Annotated in this window: 14 protein-coding genes; 11 read left to right on the forward strand and 3 right to left on the reverse strand. The window is 61.2% G+C overall.

Annotated elements, in window-relative coordinates; all coding sequences use genetic code 11:
* Positions 1-56: 56 nt before the first annotated feature.
* From ACIROW_RS07970 to ACIROW_RS07985, 4 genes are read left to right on the forward strand one after another with little or no spacing between them, the layout of a single operon-like run.
* Positions 57-1,946 carry an ABC transporter permease gene (locus tag ACIROW_RS07970; protein WP_402273885.1) on the forward strand — a complete coding sequence of 630 codons (1,890 nt, stop codon included), beginning with the start codon at positions 57-59 and terminating at the stop codon, positions 1,944-1,946.
* Positions 1,943-2,719: an ABC transporter ATP-binding protein gene (locus ACIROW_RS07975; protein ID WP_402273887.1), complete on the forward strand. Its 777-nt coding sequence runs from the start codon at positions 1,943-1,945 to the stop codon at positions 2,717-2,719. Before ACIROW_RS07970 ends, ACIROW_RS07975 begins: the two co-directional genes overlap by 4 nt.
* Positions 2,716-3,441 (forward strand): ABC transporter ATP-binding protein, encoded by a 726-nt coding sequence (locus tag ACIROW_RS07980; RefSeq protein ID WP_402273889.1) that lies wholly within the window; start codon positions 2,716-2,718, stop codon positions 3,439-3,441. Before ACIROW_RS07975 ends, ACIROW_RS07980 begins: the two co-directional genes overlap by 4 nt.
* 28 nt (positions 3,442-3,469) lie before the next feature.
* Complete coding sequence (locus ACIROW_RS07985) at positions 3,470-4,780, forward strand: NAD(P)/FAD-dependent oxidoreductase (protein WP_402273891.1); 1,311 nt, start codon at positions 3,470-3,472, stop codon at positions 4,778-4,780.
* A gap of 24 nt (positions 4,781-4,804) precedes the next feature.
* Here ACIROW_RS07985 and ACIROW_RS07990 read toward each other — a convergent pair whose 3' ends face one another.
* Complete coding sequence (locus ACIROW_RS07990; RefSeq protein ID WP_402273894.1) at positions 4,805-6,556, reverse strand: putative bifunctional diguanylate cyclase/phosphodiesterase; 1,752 nt, start codon at positions 6,554-6,556, stop codon at positions 4,805-4,807.
* A 288-nt stretch (positions 6,557-6,844) separates the two neighbouring features.
* On the opposite strand from ACIROW_RS07990, the gene ACIROW_RS07995 reads away from it, so the two are divergent.
* Positions 6,845-8,554, forward strand: coding sequence for a methyl-accepting chemotaxis protein (locus ACIROW_RS07995; protein WP_402273897.1), 1,710 nt, complete (start codon positions 6,845-6,847; stop codon positions 8,552-8,554).
* 226 nt (positions 8,555-8,780) lie between these two features.
* On the opposite strand, the gene ACIROW_RS08000 is transcribed toward ACIROW_RS07995, so the two are convergent.
* Positions 8,781-9,254: an Lrp/AsnC family transcriptional regulator gene (locus ACIROW_RS08000; RefSeq protein ID WP_402273899.1), complete on the reverse strand. Its 474-nt coding sequence runs from the start codon at positions 9,252-9,254 to the stop codon at positions 8,781-8,783.
* A 136-nt stretch (positions 9,255-9,390) separates the two neighbouring features.
* Here ACIROW_RS08000 and mdeB point away from each other — a divergent pair, with 136 nt between their 5' ends.
* The 4 genes from mdeB (at position 9,391) to ACIROW_RS08020 (ending at position 16,868) form a co-directional block, all read left to right on the forward strand.
* Positions 9,391-12,093, forward strand: coding sequence for an alpha-ketoglutarate dehydrogenase (gene mdeB / locus ACIROW_RS08005; RefSeq protein ID WP_402273901.1), 2,703 nt, complete (start codon positions 9,391-9,393; stop codon positions 12,091-12,093).
* Between the two features lie 275 nt (positions 12,094-12,368).
* A complete protein-coding gene (locus ACIROW_RS08010) occupies positions 12,369-13,223 on the forward strand; it encodes an undecaprenyl-diphosphate phosphatase (RefSeq protein ID WP_402273903.1) in 855 nt (284 codons plus the stop codon).
* Positions 13,224-13,334: 111 nt separating this feature from the next.
* Positions 13,335-15,170, forward strand: a complete 1,836-nt coding sequence (gene recQ, locus ACIROW_RS08015; protein ID WP_402273906.1) for a DNA helicase RecQ — start codon at positions 13,335-13,337, stop codon at positions 15,168-15,170.
* A gap of 123 nt (positions 15,171-15,293) precedes the next feature.
* Entirely contained in the window at positions 15,294-16,868 is a 1,575-nt protein-coding gene (locus ACIROW_RS08020; RefSeq protein WP_402273908.1) for a methyl-accepting chemotaxis protein, read from the forward strand.
* A gap of 146 nt (positions 16,869-17,014) precedes the next feature.
* On the opposite strand, the gene trmB is transcribed toward ACIROW_RS08020, so the two are convergent.
* Positions 17,015-17,734, reverse strand: a complete 720-nt coding sequence (gene trmB, locus ACIROW_RS08025) for a tRNA (guanosine(46)-N7)-methyltransferase TrmB (RefSeq protein ID WP_402273910.1) — start codon at positions 17,732-17,734, stop codon at positions 17,015-17,017.
* 471 nt (positions 17,735-18,205) lie between these two features.
* Here trmB and ACIROW_RS08030 point away from each other — a divergent pair, with 471 nt between their 5' ends.
* Together ACIROW_RS08030 and ACIROW_RS08035 are read left to right on the forward strand one after the other, a co-directional pair.
* A complete protein-coding gene (locus ACIROW_RS08030; protein ID WP_402273912.1) occupies positions 18,206-18,874 on the forward strand; it encodes an alpha/beta hydrolase in 669 nt (222 codons plus the stop codon).
* Entirely contained in the window at positions 18,855-20,066 is a 1,212-nt protein-coding gene (locus ACIROW_RS08035) for an XRE family transcriptional regulator (RefSeq protein ID WP_402273915.1), read from the forward strand. The genes ACIROW_RS08030 and ACIROW_RS08035 overlap by 20 nt, the downstream gene beginning before the upstream one ends.
* Positions 20,067-20,091 lie beyond the last annotated feature (25 nt).

A 20,091-nucleotide genomic window follows, 5' to 3' on the forward strand; every position in this document is an offset into this window, starting at 1 on the left:
TATTCCCCGATGGCGTGCGCGCAAGCCGCAGCGCCGTCCTCCGGCAAATACATGCAATGACCTTTTCCAGCCTCGCAGTACAACTGATCAACGGCCTTGCCGACGCCTCCGCCATGTTCCTGGTGGCGGCCGGCCTGTCGCTGATTTTCGGCGTCACGCGCATCGTCAATTTCGCCCACGGCTCGTTCTACATGCTCGGCGTATTCATCGCCTATACGCTGGTGAGCCTGATCGGCGCCAGCGGCGTCGGCTTCTGGAGTGCGGTGCTGCTGTCGGCCTGCGTGGTGGCGCTGCTCGGCGCGCTGGTCGAGATCACCGTCCTGCGCCGCATCTATCGCGCGCCCGAGCTGTTCCAGTTGCTGGCGACATTTGCGGTGGTGCTGGTGCTGAAAGACGCCACCCTCTACCTGTGGGGACCGGAGGACCTGTTCGGTCCGCGTGCGCCCGGCCTGGCCGGCTCGGTGGAGTTGCTCGGACGTCGCCTGCCGCAATACGACCTGGTGCTGATCGTCATCGGCCCGGTCGTGCTTGGTCTGTTGTGGCTGCTGCTCAACCGCACGCGCTGGGGCACGCTGATCCGCGCGGCGACCCAGGATCGCGAAATGGCCGGTGCGCTCGGCATCAACCAGTCATGGCTGTTCACCGGCGTGTTCGCGCTCGGCTGCTTCCTCGCCGGCCTGGGCGGCGCGCTGCAGGGGCCGCGCATCCCGGCCACCCTGGCGCTCGACCTGGAAACCATCGGCAACGCCTTCGTGGTGGTGGTCGTCGGCGGCATGGGTTCAATCGGCGGCGCCTTCCTGGCGGCGTTGCTGATCGCCGAAATCAAGGCGCTGTGCGTGGCCTTCGGCCAGGTCTCGATTGGCGGGGTCGTGGTCTCGCTGTCCAAGTTGACGCTGGTGGCCGAGTTCCTCGTCATGGCGCTGATCCTGGTGCTACGACCCTGGGGCCTGCTCGGCAAGCCGCAGGTCGCCAATCGTGTCGCCGGTCCGCCCGAGGCGCCGCTGCGCCCGGCAAACACCCTGCAACGTCGTCTTGGCGTGGCCGGGTTTGTCTTGCTGCTGGCAGCGCCGCTGCTGGCCGGCAGCTTCCCTTACCTGAGCGTACTGATGGTGGAAATATTCATCGCCGTGCTGTTCGCCGCCAGCCTGCATTTCATCATGGGGCCGGGCGGCATGCATTCCTTCGGTCATGCCGCGTATTTCGGCTTGGGCGCCTATGCGGCGGCGCTGGTGTTGACCGGCCTGCACCTGCCGATGGAAGTGGCGCTCATCGCCGGCCCGCTGGCGGGCGCAGTCGGTGCGCTGCTGTTCGGCTGGTTCTGCGTGCGGCTGTCGGGCGTCTACCTGGCGATGCTGACGCTGGCGTTCGCGCAGATCGTCTGGGCCATCGTATTCCAGTGGGACGAGGTCACCGGCGGCAGCAACGGCCTGGTCGGCATCTGGCCTTCGGCCTGGGCGGCATCGCCGACAGCTTTTTACTATCTGGCGCTGGCGTTCAGCGTGGCGGGCATGTTGCTGCTACGGCGCGTGCTGTTTGCGCCGTTCGGCTACGCCATGCGCGCCGGCCGCGATTCGCCATTGCGCGCCGAAGCGATCGGCATCGACGTCAAGCGCGTGCAATGGATGGCCTTCATCGTTGCCGGCTTGTTCTGCGGCATGGCCGGTGCGCTGTTTGCGTTTTCCAAGGGCAGCATTTCACCGGAAGCGATCAGCGTGAGCCGCTCGGTCGATGGCCTCGTGATGGTCATGCTGGGCGGCATCCAGACGCTGTTCGGGCCGGTGGCCGGTGCGGCCGTGTTCACCTGGCTGCAGGACGTGATCGCGCGCGAGACGGATTACTGGCGCGCCCTGCTGGGAGCGGTCATCCTGGCGCTGGTGCTGTTGTTCCCTGCAGGTATCGCCGGCTTCTCCAGCAAATGGCGCAAGAACCCAGGGGAGGCCGCATGAGCCTGCTGCAAGTACGCGACCTCGGCAAGAGTTTTGGCGGCGTCAAGGCGCTGGACGGCGTGTCGTTCGACCTGCCTGAGGGACAGTTGCTGGCCCTGCTGGGGCCGAACGGCGCCGGCAAGTCGACCTGTTTCAATATCCTCAACGGCCAGTACAAGCCCGACGCCGGCACGGTGCACTTCGACGGCCGCGAGATCAGCAACGCGCGCAGTAGCATGCAGCCGCGCGATGTCTGGCGTCTGGGCGTCGGCCGCACCTTTCAGATCTCTGCCGCCTTCAGCTCCCTGACCGTCGTCGAAAACATCCAGATGGCGCTGATCTCGCGCGAGCGCAAGGTGTTCAGCCTGTGGCGTCCGGCGGCCAGCAGGCATCGCGATGAAGCGATGGAACTGCTGGCCACGGTCGGTATGGGCGCACAGGCGCAGCGTCCCTGCGGCGTATTGGCTTACGGCGACGTCAAGCGCGTCGAGCTGGCGATCGCGCTGGCCAACCGTCCGCGCCTGCTGCTGATGGATGAGCCCACCGCCGGCATGGCGCCGGGTGAGCGCAACGAACTGATGGCGCTGACCAAGGAGCTGGTGGTCGAGCGCAAGCTCTCGGTGCTGTTTACCGAGCACAGCATGGACGTCGTGTTCGCCTTCGCCGATCGCATGATCGTGCTGGCGCGCGGCCGCATCATCGCGCAAGGTGACGGCGAAACCATCCGCAATCATCCGCAGGTGCAGGAGGTGTATCTGGGCACCGGCAAGACATTCGAAAAGGAAGCGCGATGAGCGGCGTGCAGACGGACAGCCTGTTGCGTGTCGAGAATCTCAACGCCTGGTACGGCCAGGCCCACATCCTGTTCGACGTCGGCCTGGAAGTCCGGCGCGGCGAAGTGGTGGCGCTGATGGGCCGCAACGGCGCCGGCAAGTCGACCACGATGAAGGCCGTCATGGGATTGCTCGATCGCGCCGACGGCAAGGTCGTGTTTCGCGGCCAGGATATCAGCCGTACGCAGCCGCACAAGATCGCGCGCATGGGCATGGGTTACGTGCCGGAGGACCGGCGCATCTTTTCCGAGCTGAGCGTGCTCGAGAATCTCGAAGTCGGCCGCCAGCCGCCGCGGCCCGATGCCTTCGTGTGGACGCCGCAGCAATTGTTCGAGTTGTTCCCCAATCTCGGTGAAATGCCGCAGCGCGCCGGCGGCCGCATGAGCGGCGGCGAGCAGCAGATGCTGACCGTCGCGCGCACGCTGATGGGCAATCCTTACCTGGTGCTGCTGGACGAGCCGTCCGAAGGCGTGGCGCCGGTGATCGTCGAACAGATGGCCGACATGATCCTGCGCCTGAAGCAGGCCGGCATGGCGATCCTGCTGTCGGAACAGAACCTGCATTTCGCCGGCCTGGTCAGTGACCGCGCCTACATCCTCGAAAACGGCCACATCCGCTACCAGGGCACCATGCAGGAACTGGCGCGCGATGACGCCGTGCGCCGCGCTTACCTGGCAGTGTAGTGACGCCAAACTGCGTATACTTGTGGTCATGACTACGCCCCCTTCCTCCGCTTCCCCCTCAGAAATTTCTGCCGCCTCCGTCCAGCGCCACGTCGTCGTCATCGGCGCCGGCGCGGTGGGGTTGATGAGCGCGCTGCATGCGCTCGACCAGGGTTTGCAGGTGACCATCGTCGATCCGGGGCAGCCGGGTGGCGAGCATGCCTCGAGCTACGGCAACGCCGGCTGGTTGTCTTCGCATTCGGTGCTGCCGCCTTCCGAGCCTGGCGTGTGGAAGAAGGTGCCGGGTTTCCTGGCGGATCCGCTGGGGCCGCTATCGGTGCGCTGGCGCTACCTGCCGCGCACCTTGCCGTGGCTGTTGCGCTATCTGGTGGCCGGTTCGACGACAGCGCGCATCAGCGCGGCTGCAGCGGCATTGCGGCCGCTGCTGCAGGGCGCGGCGCCGCTGCATAAAGAAATCGCGGACCGCGCCGGCGTCGGCGACCTGATCGACCTTGGCGGTCTGCTGCACATCTATCGTTCGCGCGAGCACTTCGAAACCGACGCGCGGGGCTGGGGCATTCGCCGCAAGCTTGGCATCGGCTGGCAGGAATTGTCTGCGCAGGAACTGCACGCACGCGAACCGGACCTTGATCCGTCCTACGGTTTCGCCGTGCTGATTCCGGAAGCCGGGCATTGCCGCAATCCCGGTGCGTACATCGCGGCGTTGGCGGCGCATGCCTGCGCACGCGGCGCACGTCTGAAGGCGACGACGGCAACAGGTTTTCGTTTTGAAGGGAAGAAACTGGTGGCGGTGCAGACCGACGCCGGTGACATCGTTTGCGACGCCGCCGTCATCGCCGCCGGCGCGCAGTCGAAAGCATTGGCCGCGCAAGCCGGCGACAAGGTGCCGCTGGAAACCGAGCGCGGCTACCACGCCATGGTGCTCGCGCCCGAGGGCCGGCCGCGTACGCCGATGATGATCATGGACCGCAAGGTCATCGCCACACAGACGGAAGAGGGCTTGCGCGTGGCGGGGCAGGTCGAGATCGCTTCCTTCGACGCCGCACCGGACTGGCGCCGCGCCGAGATCATGCGCGACCTCGCATTGAAATTATTCCCGGCGCTGCCGCGCGATCTGCCTGCGAATCGCGTGCGCTACTGGCTGGGCCGTCGTCCCAGCATGCCGGACGGCTTGCCCTGCATCGGGCCGTCGTCGCGCAGCGCCGACATCATCCACGCCTTCGGCCACGGCCACATCGGACTCGGATCATCGGCGCGTACCGGGCGCCTGGTCGGGCAGTTGCTGGCCGGGCAACTGCCCGAGATCGACCTGGCGCCGTTCAGTGCGCAGCGCTTCTGATCTGGTAGCTCTGCCGGGCCGGTTTCAATTCAGATAAGTCAAAAATTCCTCCGCCGCCACCGGCCGTGCGAAGAAATATCCCTGCACTTCATCACAGCCCCAGTCCTTCACCAGGCCCATGATCTCTTCGGTCTCGACGCCTTCGGCGACGATACGGTAGTCGAGGTCTTTGGCCAGCGCGATGATGGAGCGCACGATGCGCTGGTCGCGCTGGTTGGCGTGGACATTGCGGATCAGCGATTGATCCAGCTTGACCGTGGTCGCCGGCACATATTGCAGGTAGGAGAAATTGCTGTAGCCGGTGCCGAAGTCGTCGAGCGCAATGCTCATGCCAAGGCTGCGGATGTCATGCAAGGTCTGCAATACCTTTTCGCTGTTCATCCACAAGCCTTCGGTGCATTCGATCTCGATCTGCGACGGTGAAATGTCGTAGCGATTACACAGTTCGGCCAGGCGGGCGCAAATGTTGGGCTCTTCCAGGTTGCGCGCCGAGACGTTGAGCGCGATCTTCGGACGTTTGCCGATCGCGGCCCAGGCACGCATCTGCCTGAACGCGCTTTCCAGCACCCAGTCGGTCACGGGTTTGACCAGCGCGGTCTTTTCCACCAGCGGAATGAACTCAGCCGGCGAAATCGCACCGAGTTCGGCGTGCGTCCAGCGCAGCAGCGCTTCGGCGCTGTGACAGGTATTGCTGGCGAGATCCAGCTTTGGTTGAAACACCAGGCGGAATTCATCGGCATGCAGCACCTGCGGAATATCGTTCAGCAAGCGGAATGCGCGCCGGTGGGTGTCGTCTTCCTGCTCGTTGTAGATCGACCAGCGGCGTTGCTCGCTCTGAGCCTGCTTGATCGCCGCCAGCGCCTTGCGCGGCGCATCGAGCACGCCTTCGCGGTCGGTGTTGAAGCTCACCATCCCGGCGTTGAGCGCCAGGTTCAACGGAATGTTCTGGATATGCAGCGGTGCATCGAAGGCGTCGTCCATGCCGCCCAGAACCGTGTGGAAATTCTCCACGTCATGCGCATGTGACAGCAGCGCGAAGCGCGTGCCGACGATGTGGAACACCGTCGCATGTTCATGCATCATCGTTTGCAGGCGTCGCCCGGTATTGCGCACCAGTTCATCGTAGGCCGCTGCGCCGAGCGCACTGGCAATGTCATGCGCGGCAGCGGCATCGGGCATGTCGAGATAGACCAGTGCCCGTTTTTCGGCGACGCCCATGGCAGCCAGCAGGTCGAGCTCATCGGCCAGCTGATGCGAATTGGCCATGCCGGAAATCGGATCGAGCCGGTCGACTGCGCGGCGCAGCGACAAGTGCGACATCACCAGCGAGGCCAGGCGTTGCAACTGGGCGCGGTCGTCTTCGCTCATCGTGCGCGGCACCTTGTCGGCGATACAGAAGCTGCCGATGGCGTGGCCGTCGGCGGTCAGCAGCGGCGCGCCGGCATAGAAGCGCACCGCGCTCGGACCGGTCACCAGCGGGAAATCGCGGAAGCGCGGATCGAGGTGGGTGTCTTCGATCACCATCGGTTCGGCAGTGCGGATGGTGTAGTCGCAGAACGATTCCTTGCGCGGCGTCTCGCGCATGGTCATGCCGACGCTGCGCTTGATCCACTGGCGCTCGCCGTCAATCAGCGAGATGAAGGCCATCGGCACCTTGAAATGGCGCGCCGCCAGGTGGGTGATGTGTTCCAGTCCGTCCGCAACCTTGCTGTCGAGCACGGCCAGCGCATCAAGTTGTCGCAAGGCCAGAATGCGCTCTGTTTCTCGGGTATCCATTACTGCTGCCTGTAGGTAATTTTTATGATGGGTGCATAGCTATGCATTGGTAGGAATGCCAGCCTGCGCCGGCTGCAACCCCCTCGCAACCGTACTGACCGCACATGATAGCGGTTGCCGAAAAAACAAGCATGACGCCACCCAATTTCTCTGAAGAAAGCATGTGCTTTCATCCACTCAGGAAAAGCCCGATATTCGCCCGCACCGATTTATCTGAAAATCTGTTCACCCACTAGAAACATCCAGCAGTCCCGGCAGTCCCCTCACACAACCCCAAGGGAGAACAACATGAAAAACTGGAAAATCGGCGTACGCCTCACTATCGGTTTTGGCATCGTCCTGGCACTGCTGGTCGCCGGAGCAACATTCGGCCTGCGCCAGGTCGCCAAGCTGAACGATCGTGTCGAATTCATCACATCGGTCGATGAAGGCAAATTGTTGGCGCTGAGCAAGGTTCAGTTCGCCGTCGGCCTGCGCGCCATCGCAGCCCGCAACCTGGTGCTGGTGACTGACCCGGCGCAGCAAAAAGGCGACATCGAACTGATCACCAAAGCACAGAAAGACATCGACAGCGGCATGCAGGAATTGACCGCATTGACGAAGAACCCGGCTGACGCCACTGCCAAGGAGCGCGAGATGCTCGAACAGCTGCGCGCACTGGAAGGCAAATACCTGCCAATCGCCACCAAGATCGGCGCATTGGCCACAACCCAGCAGACTGAAGCAGCCAAGGCATCGCTGGTCGCCGACTGCATGCCGCTGCTCAAGCAAGTGATCGCCCATATCAACGAATTCAACGTCGTGATGCGTACCAGCGCCACCGAGAGCGTTACTGCAGCGCAAGAAGCCTACGAAGTGTCGAAGTGGACCATGCTGACCCTAAGCGCGGTCTCGCTGCTGCTCGGTTCGCTGATCGCCTGGTGGCTGACCCGCTCGATCTCGCGTCCTCTGAAGGAAGCCGTGACGATTGCACAAAACGTCAGCGCCGGTGACCTGACCAGCACCATCACGGTCGACAGCAAGGATGAACTGGGTCAGCTGAAACTGGCTCTCAAGGAAATGAACGACAACCTGCTGCGCATCGTCGGCGACGTCCGTCACGGCACCGACACCATTGCGACTGCCTCGAGCGAAATCGCCACCGGCAATCTGGACCTGTCGTCCCGTACTGAACAGCAAGCCGGCTCCCTGCAGGAAACCGCTTCGGCGATGGAAGAACTGACCGCCACCGTCAAGCAAAACGCCGAGAATGCACAACAAGCCAACAAGCTGGCGACAACAGCCTCCGACATCGCCGTCAAGGGTGGCGCAGTGGTGGCCCGTGTGGTGGAAACCATGGCCTCGATCAACGAGTCGTCGAAGAAAGTGGTCGACATCATCGGCGTCATCGACGGCATCGCTTTCCAGACCAACATCCTTGCGCTCAACGCCGCAGTGGAAGCGGCACGTGCCGGTGAACAAGGGCGCGGTTTTGCGGTGGTCGCTTCGGAAGTGCGCAGCCTGGCCCAGCGTTCGGCTTCGGCAGCAAAGGAAATCAAGCAACTGATCGGTACTTCGGTCGAAAAGGTCGATGCCGGCGCAGCGCTGGTTGACGAAGCCGGCGCCACCATGGGCGAGATCCTCGACAGCATCCAGCGCGTCACCGGCATCATGGGCGACATCAGCTCGGCCAGCGACGAGCAGACCCGCGGCATCGAACAGATCAACCACGCCATCGCCCAGATGGATCAGGTAACGCAACAAAACGCCGCGCTGGTGGAAGAGGCCGCCGCTGCTGCAGCATCGATGCAAAGCCAGACCAGCAGCCTGGCCGAACTGGTCAGCGTGTTCAAGCTCGACGATCAGCACATGGAATACGCAACAGAACAGGCAGCGCCGGCCCTGGCCTTGAACACAAGCCGCAACGTCGTGTCGTCTAAAGCGGCCCAAGTGCATCACCTGCCCAAGCCAGCCAGCGCACCGGCCTTGTCGCTGGACAACCTGAGCTACGCCGCGTAATTCGGAATACGGAATGCGGAATGCGGAAGACGCTGAAAGCAGGTCAATGAATTTGTAGTGGGGGTAGTAGCTGTAAGCAGCAAGCAGTTCTGTAGTGGGGTGAGGGAATGAGGTGCAGCATGCGCAAGCAAGGCCTCATGAACCGACGTGATGAACGTCGGTGTGCAGGCGGTTCGCAGCGATGCGATCCGCCTTTTTTTATTTCTGCCGGAACAACGGAAGAAAATCAGCGCGGCAGGTTGCCCAGCGGCAGCGCGGTCTTGTACTTGACCTGCTTGAGCGCGAAGCTGGAGCGGATGTTCTTGATGCCGGGGATCTTGGTCAGGTGGTCCAGCACGAAATGCTCAAGCGCCTGCAGGTCCGGCACCACCAGGCGCAACAGATAATCTTCGTCGCCGGTCATCAGGTAAACCTCCATGACTTCGTCGAAGGCGCTCACCGCTTCTTCGAACTGCGCCAGCGTGGCCGACTCCTGTTTCTCAAGGCTGATCTTGATGAAGACATTGACCTTGAGCCCGAGCAGGTGCGGATTGCCCAGCGCGACGTAACGCGAGATGATGCCTTCGTTCTCCAGCCGCTTGACGCGCGCCAGCGTCGGCGACGGAGAAAGGTTAATCTTGGAAGATAGTTCGAGATTACTCAGCGCGCTGTTTTGCTGCAGCATGCTCAGAATACGTAAATCGATGGCGTCGAGTTCCATATGCAGAATTTATCTCCGTGAATTTTGTGTGGGCGGCATTTTGTGCTGTTTATTGTATGCCAAAGCGTCGATTTCAGTGACTCATGCGGCCTGCTCAGGCGTACAGTCGTCAATTCACTCAGGAGGAGACCAGAAAGTGGATCTGTCATCAGCTAGCGGCATCGCCAAAGACATCGATATCGACGCACAAGAAACCCAGGAATGGCTGCAGGCGCTGCAAGGCGTATTGCAGGAAGTCGGACCCGACCGCGCGCGCTTTCTGCTGTCGCGCATGTCGGCCGCCGCCCAGCAATGGGGCATCAACTGGCGCGACGCCCGCAACACCCCTTACATCAACACCATTCGCCCCGAGCAAGAGCCTCCCTTCCCGGGCGGTTCCGACGCCCAGGCGATTGAAGAACACCTGGCCTCGGTCATGCGCTGGAACGCGCTGGCGATGGTGGTGCGCGCCAACCGCGCCTACGGCGAACTGGGCGGCCACATTGCCAGCTACGCCTCCGCCGCCGACCTGTTCGAAGTCGGGTTCAACCATTTCTTCCGCGCGCGCGACGAGCAGTTCGCCGGCGACCTGGTCTACTTCCAGCCGCATTCGGCGCCCGGCATTTATGCCCGCGCGTTCCTCGAAGGCGCACTGACCGAAGACGACCTCGGCTTCTATCGCCGCGAGATCGAAGCCAAGAAGCACGGCAAGCAAGGCCTGTCGTCGTATCCGCATCCGTGGCTGATGCCGAACTTCTGGCAGTTTCCGACCGGCTCGATGGGCATCGGCCCGATCAATGCAATTTACCAGGCGCGTTTCCTGCGCTACCTCGAACATCGCGGCCTGTTGCAAGACCAGGGCCGCAAGGTGTGGGGCGTGTTCGGCGACGGCGAAATGGACGAGCCGGAATCGCTGGCCGCCCTGAGTCTTGCCTCGCGTGAAAAACTCGACAACCTGATCTTCGTGGTCAACTGCAATCTGCAGCGCCTGGACGGTCCGGTGCGCGGCAACGGCCACATCGTCGACGAGCTGGAGACCATCTTCGCCGGCGCCGGCTGGAACGTTGTCAAGCTGCTGTGGGGTTCGGACTGGGACAGCCTGTTCGCACGCGACAAGGACGGAGAACTGATCGATGCGCTCAACCGCACCGTCGACGGCCAGTTGCAGACCTTCGCCGCCAACGACGGCGCGTTCAATCGCGAGCACTTCTTCGGCCAGACCGCCGGCACGCGCCGCATCGCCGAGACGCTCACCGACGAAGAAATCAATCGCCTGCGTCGCGGCGGCCACGACATGAAGAAGATCCATGCCGCCTACGCCGCCGCCGCCAACCATCGCGGCCAGCCGACCGTGATCCTGGCGCAGACCAAGAAGGGCTACGGCATGGGTGCGGCAGGCGAGGGCAAGATGACCACGCACCAGCAAAAGAAGCTCGACGAAGAAGTGCTGATCGCCTTCCGCAATCGCTTCAAGCTGCCGATCAGCGATGAGGAATGCAAGAATCTGGCGTTCTACAAACCGGCCGCCGACAGCGCCGAGATGAAGCATCTGCTGGCGCGCCGCGCCTCGCTGGGCGGACGCATGCCGCGCCGCGTCGCCAACGCCGACGACAAGGCGCAATTGCGCGTGCCGGCCATCGAGACCCACGCCAAATTCGCGCTTGAGGCCGAAGGCAAGGAAATGTCGAGCACCATGGCGCTGGTGCGCATGTTGGGCAGCATGCTCAAGGACGCCGATCTTGGTCGCTATGTGGTGCCGATCGTCGCCGACGAAGCGCGCACCTTCGGCATGGCCAACCTGTTCCGCCAGGTCGGCATCTATTCTTCGCAAGGCCAGTTGTACGAGCCGGAAGACATCGGCTCCATCCTGTCCTACCGCGAAGCCAAGGATGGCCAGATCCTCGAAGAAGGCATCACCGAAGCCGGCGCGATTTCGTCGTGGACGGCGGCGGCGACCAGCTATTCGGTGCACGGCCTGCCGATGCTGCCGTTCTACATCTACTACTCAATGTTCGGCTTCCAGCGCATCGGCGACCTGATCTGGGCGGCGGCCGACCAGCGTGCGCGCGGCTTCCTGATCGGCGCCACCTCGGGCCGCACCACGCTCGGCGGCGAAGGCCTGCAACACCAGGACGGCAGCAGCCACGTGACCGCCGCCGGCATTCCGAATTGCGTGTCCTACGATCCGGCCTACGCCTACGAGATGGCGGTGATCGTCGACGACGGCATGCGCCGCATGCTGGAGCGCAACGAAGACGTGTTCTATTACGTCACCGTCACCAACGAAAACGAAGAGCAGCCGAGCTTGCCGCAAGACCGCGACGTCAAGGACGGCATCTTGCGCGGCATGTACTGCCTCGCACTGCAAGCCGACGCGCAGGTGCGCCTGCTGGCCGCCGGACCGATGCTCAAGGAAGCGCTGTCGGCTGCACGCACGCTGCAGGAGCAGTTCGGCGTCACGGCCGAGGTGTGGAGCGTCACCAGCTTCACCGAGCTGGCGCGCGACGGCATCGCCGCCGAACGCCAGGCGCGTCTGCAGCCGGGCGTGAAGAGCGTGCTTCCGTATGTCACGCAGCAGCTGCAATCCGGCAAGGCGCCCGTCATCGCCGTCAGCGACTACGTGCGCACCTTGTCCGAAAGCATCCGCGCCTACGTGCCGGCGCGCTACGTCACGCTGGGCACCGACGGCTTCGGCCGCAGCGACACGCGCGCCAACCTGCGCGACTTCTTCGAAGTCGATGCTCGCTGGATCGCCTACACCGCGCTGACCGAAGTCTTCGGCGCCGATGCAGGCAAGCTCAAGGATGCCGCCGTCAAGCTGGGCGTCGATCTGGACAAGCCTTTGTCGACCTCGGTCTGAGCGATTAGCTGCAAACGGATTCGCCGCTTACCCAAGCAGTGAAGTGAACGCCATCTGCCGCCACGAGCGCAGGTGGCGTTTCTCTTTGCTGACGTCGGCCTGACGCCGGTCTGACTTATTGTCTGACTTAGTTCGAGAAAATCCCGCCAAGCACGCGGACTTTGGCGCAAAACCCCCACCTTCCGCGCCAAGCCAGTAAAATGCTGACTTCGCCCGGCCTTGCCGCCGGCAAACACCGATTTCCACCCACTTACTTTCCCTTACTCCCCCTCAGCATGGATACTCTCCTCGCGCTCAAAGCGCTCATCATGGGCATCGTAGAAGGCCTGACCGAATTTCTGCCGATTTCTTCCACCGGACACCTGATCCTTGCCGGCAGTCTGCTCAATTTCGCCGGTCCGGGCTTCTCCAAGGAAAAGGTCGACGTCTTCGAAATCGTCATCCAGGCCGGCGCCATCCTGGCCGTGTGTTGGGAATACCGCGTGCGCATCGCCTCGGTGCTGATCGGCCTGTTTTCCGATCGCAAGGCGCAGCGCCTGGTGATCAACCTGATCATCGCCTTCCTGCCGGCGGCGATCCTCGGTCTGTTGTTCAGCAAGAAGATCAAGGCCGTACTGTTCGCACCGGTGCCGGTGGCGATCGCCTTCATCGTCGGCGGCCTGATCATCCTGTGGGTCGAGCGTCGCAACAAGGGCCGCATGGGCTACTCCTCCTCGCGCATCGATTCGGTCGACGACATGACGCCGCTGGACGCGCTCAAGGTCGGCTGTGCACAGGCCTTCGCGCTGATCCCGGGCACCAGCCGTTCCGGCGCCACCATCATCGGCGGCATGATGTTCGGCCTGTCGCGCAAGGCCGCGACCGAGTTCTCGTTCTTCCTGGCGATTCCGACGCTGTTCGCCGCCACCATTTATTCGCTGTACAAGGAACGCGCGCTGCTGAGCGCCGCCGACGTGCCGCTGTTCACGATCGGCACCGTGGCCGCCTTCGTCTCGGCATTTCTGTGCGTGCGCTGGCTGCTGCGCTACATCAGCTCGCATGATTTCACTGCGTTCGCGTGGTACCGCATCGTGTTTGGCCTGGTGATCCTGGTTACTGCCTACACCGGCGTGGTGGCCTGGGTAGAGTAAGCTCATTGCATCAAGGGCGGCACATTACTGTGTCGCCCCGGCCAGGATTCGACCCAGCCTCGTGTAATTGATGTTTTTATTGGTTGTGGTCAGCAAGGGATGTCGCATCACATGTCAGAACTCGTTCAGGAGCAGCAGAGCAAAGCGCTGCACATACTCGAAACCGTATTCGGCTACTCGTCGTTCCGCGGCCAGCAGGCCGACATCGTCCAGCACGTGGTGCAGGGCGGCGATGCGCTGGTGCTGATGCCGACCGGCGGCGGCAAGTCGCTGTGCTACCAGGTGCCGGCGCTGGTGCGCGACGGCGTGGGCGTGGTGGTGTCGCCGCTGATCGCGCTGATGCAGGACCAGGTCGATGCGCTCGCTGAAGTCGGCGTGCGCGCCGCCTTCCTCAATTCCACCCAGACCTTCGACGAAGCGATGCAGATCGAGCGACGCGTGCGCAGCGGCGATATCGACCTGCTCTACGTCGCGCCCGAGCGCCTGATGACGCCGCGCTGCCTCGAGTTGCTGGAAGCCGCACATATCGCGCTGTTCGCCATCGACGAGGCGCATTGCGTGTCGCAATGGGGCCACGATTTCCGTCCTGAATACATCAAGCTGTCGGTGCTGCACGAGCGCTTCCCCAACGTCCCGCGCATTGCGCTGACTGCGACCGCCGACCAGCAGACCCGCGAAGAAATCATCCATCGCCTGCAGCTCGAAGACGCGCGCCAGTTCGTGTCGTCCTTCGACCGCCCCAACATCCGCTACCAGATCGTCGAAAAAGCCAACGGCCGCAAACAGCTGCTCGACTTCATCGAGAGCGAGCACCCCGAAGACGCCGGCGTGGTGTACTGCCTGTCGCGCAAGAAGGTCGAAGAGACCGCCGAATTCCTCAAGCAGAGCGGCATCAACGCATTGCCCTACCATGCCGGCATGGACTACGCCAAGCGCACCGCCAACCAGTCGCGCTTCCTGCGCGAAGACAAGATCGTCATGGTCGCCACCATCGCCTTCGGCATGGGCATCGACAAGCCCGACGTGCGCTTCGTCGCCCATCTGGACCTGCCCAAGAGCATCGAAGGCTACTACCAGGAAACCGGCCGCGCCGGCCGCGACGGCTTGCCGGCCAACGCCTGGATGGCCTACGGCCTGCAAGACGTGGTGCAACAGCGCCGCATGATCTCCGAATCCGAAGCCGACGAAACCTTCAAGCGCGTGCTCGGCATCAAGCTCGACGCCATGCTCGGCCTGTGCGAAACCCTGCATTGCCGCCGCGTGCGCCTGCTCGACTATTTCGGCCAGCACGGCCAGCAAGCCTGCGGCAACTGCGACATCTGCCTGACGCCGCCGGTGTCCTTCGACGGCACCCTGATGGCGCAAAAACTCTTGTCGACCGTCTATCGCGTCGAGCAGCGTTTTGCTGCCGGCCATGTGCTGGACGTCTTGCGCGGCATCGATGGCGAGAGAGTGAAGCAATGGCGTCACGACCAGTTATCGGTGTTCGGCATCGGCAGCGAATATGGCGAAGCCGAATGGCGCGCCGTGCTGCGCCAGGTCATCGCGCTGGGTTTGCTGAGCGTCGACCATGAAAACTACAGCTCGCTCAAGCTCACCGAAGAAGCCAAGCCGGTGTTGCGCGGCGAACAAAAGATCCAGCTGCGCCAGTACCAGAAACCGGTCAAGCCCAAGCGCACGTCCTCCTCCAAATCCAACTACGTCGAGACCGACCTTTCCAGCGAAGAACAGACCATCTTCGACAAGCTGCGCTGGTGGCGCGTCGAGACCGCGCGCAAACACAACGTGCCGGCCTACGTCATCTTCCACGACGCCACCATGCGCGAAATTGCCAAGGCCAAACCGTCTTCCCTTGACGACCTGCGCGGAGTCACCGGTGTTGGCGAAAAGAAACTTGAAACCTACGGCGCGGAAATCATTTCCCTGATCCGGGAAATTTCCGGCTAGGTCTTCAGCGGCGGGGTTCTCCTGCCGTTAATGTAATTATTCTGATAAGAAACCGACCGGCCGTGCGCAGCCGGTCGGTTCCGCTCGCTGCCATAGTTCCGCGCTGACATGCATGGAGGGTATATGAAGCTGACCGATTTCAGGATAGGCACGCGTCTGGGTTTGCTGGCGGCCTTATTGTTGCTGGCGACTGTTTTCGTCGGCGTACGCGGATGGATGACGCTCAACGAAAGCTTTGAGCAGAACACGCAGGCGATGCAAAAAGCCGGCACCATCGAGAAGGCCATCGACTCCGCCCGCAGCGCCCAGGTGCAATTCAAGATCCAGGTGCAGGAATGGAAGAACACCTTGCTGCGCGGCAAGGATGACGCCACCTTCAACAAGTACCGCCAGGCCTTCATCGACGAAGGCAAAGCCACCCAGGTCAACCTCGAGAAGCTCACCACCTTGCTGCCGGCGCTCGGCATGAGCACCGACAAGCTCAAGCAGGCGCAGAAGGCGCACGCCGATCTCGGCATCCACTATCTCGCCGCGCTCCAGAAAGAATTCAAACCGGAAGACCGCGACAGCGTCGGTCGCGTCGATGAGGCCGTCAAAGGCGCGGACCGCCTGCCGACCCAGATGATCGACGACATCGTCGCCGAGGTGCGCAAGTCCGCCGACAAATTCCGGGAAGAGATCGCCCTCGATGCCGCCGCCGATTATCGCGAAGCGCGCCTGACGCTGGTGGTGTCGATCGTGCTGGCGCTGATCCTCGGCAGCATCGTCACAGTCTGGCTGGTCACCAGCATCACGCGTCCGCTCAACACCGCCGTCCTGATCGCGCAGACCGTGGCCGCAGGCGACCTGCGCTCCGAAGTCATCGTCAGCGGCAAGGACGAGACCGCGCAACTGTTGCAGGCGCTCAAGGACATGAACGACAACCTGGTGCGCATCGTCAGCGAAGTGCGCAGCGGCACCGACACCATCGCCACCGCCTCCACCGAGATCGCCACCGGCAACCAGGACTTGTCCTCGCGCACCGAACAGCAAGCCGGCTCACTGGAAGAAACCGCCGCCTCGATGGAAGAGATCACCTCCACCGTGCAAAAGAACGCCGAGAACACGCAGCAGGCCAACAAGCTCGCCGCCGACGCCTCGGGCGTGGCCGTCAAGGGCGGCCAGATGGTCGCCGCCGTGGTCGACACCATGAGCGCCATCGAGCAAAGCTCGCACAAGATCGTCGACATCATCGGCGTCATCGACGGCATCGCGTTTCAGACCAACATCCTCGCGCTCAACGCCGCAGTGGAAGCAGCCCGCGCCGGCGAACAGGGCAGGGGCTTCGCCGTGGTCGCATCTGAGGTGCGCACGCTGGCCCAACGCAGCGCCACCGCCGCCAAGGAAATCAAGGAGCTCATCGGCGACTCCGTCACCAAGATCAACACCGGCACCAGCCTGGTCGGCAACGCCGGCCAGACCATGCAAGAGATCGTCGGCGCCGTCGCGCAGGTGGCCAGCATCATGGACGAGATCACGCGCGCCAACCGCGAGCAAAGCGCCGGCATCGACGAAGTCAATCGTGCGGTGGTGCAAATGGATATGGTCACGCAGCAGAACGCCGCGCTGGTGGAACAAGCCGCCGCCGCTGCAGAAAGCCTGCAGGATCAGGCGGCCGGATTGGCGCGCACAGTCAGCGTATTCAAACTGCGCGCCTAACCTGTCCGCGATCTTACTGCGAGGCCATGATCCGGCGTCGGGCGGTGCTCGGAATCCTCACGTACTCAAGTACGTTCCGGTTCCTCCGCTCCGTCCGCCACCGGCTGATGGCCTCTCGCTACAGATCGCAAACAGGTTAGAAGAGATCAGCCCTGCTTGATAAACACCAGATCCCACACCCCGTGGCCTAAACGCAGGCCGCGGTTTTCAAACTTGGTGACGGGACGGTAATCGGGACGCGGCGCATAACCTTCGGCGGCATCGGTGCTGTTTTTCAGCGCCGGTTCCGCACCCAGCACTTCCAGCATCTGGATCGCATACTCTTCCCAGTCGGTCGCGCAATGCAGGTAACCGCCCGGCGCCAGACGCGACGCCAGCAGGCTCACCAGCGGCCCCTGGATCAGGCGGCGCTTGTTGTGGCGCGCCTTGTGCCACGGATCGGGGAAGAACACATGCACGCCCGCCAGCGAGCCCGGCGCAATCATGTTGGTCAGCACTTCAACCGCATCATGCTGGATCAGGCGCATATTGCTCAGACTCTGTTCGCCGATCTGTTTCAGCAGGCTACCCACGCCCGGCGTATGCACTTCCACGCCGATGAAATTCTTCTCCGGCATATCCGCCGCAATCTTCGCGCTGGTGTCGCCCATGCCGAAACCGATCTCGAACACCGTCGGCGCCGCGCGTCCGAAAGCTGCATCGATATCCAGCGTCTGCTTCGCATACGGCAGCAGGAACTGCGGACCGAGCTCCTCAATGGCGCGCGCCTGCGCACCGGACAAGCGCCCCGCGCGCGTGACGAAGCTGCGGATGCGATGTTCGGTCGGATCGTAAAAAAGGGGTTTGCCGGACTTGTTTTCTGACATGAATGACTCGTGAAGCGAAAGATCGGAGGATGGAATTGTTATGCGGCGTGCAAAAGGCAGGTAAAAGGCAAATAGAGCAGCGAAGAAAAGCGCGTGATCCTCTAGCACCCTGGAGCGGGTGAAGGGGATCGAACCCTCGTCGTAAGCTTGGGAAGCTCTTGCAACTATCTAGTGTTCATGAGGGTTGTGGCCGTATTTTCATTCCGCAATTGTTACATTTTAACAGAACGAAATAGGCCTAAATTAATGCGATTCAACAGGTTTGCGGAACGATATCGAGGCGATTTTCATCCGTAAGATATGGCGCTTACGCTGAACAACTCCCGAAAAATTATAATTTAGGCAATTTTGTCTGATGAAGCTGTATGGCTTTCGCTATATCGTCATGGGGTGGATTAAATTGATAAATTGTTGCAACACGAAAGTATTTTCAATACAATTCCCATTACTGGAAACAATTATGGATTAATTATGACTTCCCCTCATACTCTTGGTCGAAAAGAATTAGAACGTCTTATCATCCATAATATTCCTCGCGACGCTTTTATGGCGTGTGAGGACGCCTACTATGGTGGAGATGTGAAGGGGCGTTCGCATGCCTCTATTTTTGAGAGGGGGCATCGACCTTCTGCGGCGGGAAGCGTAAAGCACTTTTTTATCAACGAATCATTTCACGAAGCTTTGGTAACTCTTGGAGCTGAACCGACGCCGCTTCGTGGCACGCGATTGGTTGTTGGACGGTTGGGTATTTTTAACGTTGCGCGGCTCAATGTGCCAGGACACAAGTGGGTGAATTTACAGCGCAGTGCGACCCGGAAAAAGCTCGCTGAACTTAACGACAGTATTGGTCGAAAATATGTGCAAAATGATTTTTTTGCAGAAGCCTCAGAGCCGACTGGTGGTACGATTTTCATCGTGGGTGTAATGGATGGCCAGGACGAAAATGGGATTTCCCAATTGACTCAAGTCATGTTGGCGTTGCCCGCTGCCGATATGAAATCTTGGCTATACATGAGTACAATCGCAGACTTCCTTAAACTTTACGACCGAGTTGAGGACATTGTTCAGCCGGACAATGCTAAGCCAAAACTTAAGCCACATACCAAGAAACAAACTGATAATGACCAAGGGAATCAATGACATTCAGCCCGCACGACTTGAGCAAGCACTTGCGGCGCGAAACCTCACCAAAGGACAGCTTGCAAGTCTTGTAGGCGTAGCTGCGTCAACAGTAACCAAGTGGTGTAAGGGCGATCAGGCTCCGGAAGCGGAGACGTTTGAGCGTTTGGCCTCCGTGTTAAACGTCCAGCCGGAATGGCTGACACGTAACGTGTTACAGCCCATATCTGCACCGCTTTATCGGAGTAACGCGTCAGCCCTTAAAACCGCACGTGCCAAGCTAGAGGCACGTACTGAATGGGCGCAGGAGGTGGCAGTTCTCCTTGAGGATTATGTAGACTACCCAAAAGCCAAATTGCCTGAGCGATCCTTTCAAGATCCCGAGCAAATTAGCATGGCGGACATTGAGGCAGCGGCTGAAGAGTGCCGTACCTTATGGCAGTTAGGCCGGGGGCCTATTCAGAATCTTACTTTGGCAGCAGAGGGTGCAGGTATTCTTATCGTCCGAGAAGAAACCGAAATTTCGGCGATCGAGGGCCTTTCGAGTTGGAGTGAATTACTTGGCCGCCCTATTGTGTTTCTGTCTGCGGATAAAGCGAATGCGTTCCGTAGTAGATTCGATTTGGCTCATGAAATCGGGCATCTCATTCTCCACAAGCATATTCCAAGAGCTGATGAGCGTGATCGCTATAATCAGATGGAAAAGCAGGCGCACCAATTTGCTGGTGCACTCTTGCTTCCTGCTGAAGTTTTTTCCGGTGAGGTTCGCATACCTCCCAATTTGGATAATTTGTTGATCCTCAAGCAGCGTTGGGGCGCATCTGTGGCCGCTATGATGATGCGACTGCATGCACTTAGTTTGCTCAGTGACGAGGAAAAATTGATTCTTTTTAAGCGTCGTTCCGCTCGCTGGGGCTCCAAAGCCGAGCCTGGCGATGATAAGTGGGAGATTGAGACGCCTCGTCTTTTGCGACGAACGGTGGAGCTTCTAGTTGGCGAAGGTATTTTGCCAGCAGAGGGAATGTCGCGTCATTTAGGCATATCTCCACGTGATGTAGAAAAGCTTTGCGGCCTTCGTGAAAATTATTTCAATGCATCCGCGGATGTGGTCGAACTCGCGACCTTGCGAGCCGCGAGAGCAGAGATGCCAGTAGTCAGGAAAACGGACGCTGGAACCGGTGAGGTTTTACCGTTCTCATTTTCTAGAAAATGAAATTTGAATCATCCGCCGTGGTTTA

The sequence above is a fragment of the Herbaspirillum sp. NPDC101397 genome, assembly GCF_044767325.1.
Lineage (GTDB): Bacteria > Pseudomonadota > Gammaproteobacteria > Burkholderiales > Burkholderiaceae_D > Herbaspirillum.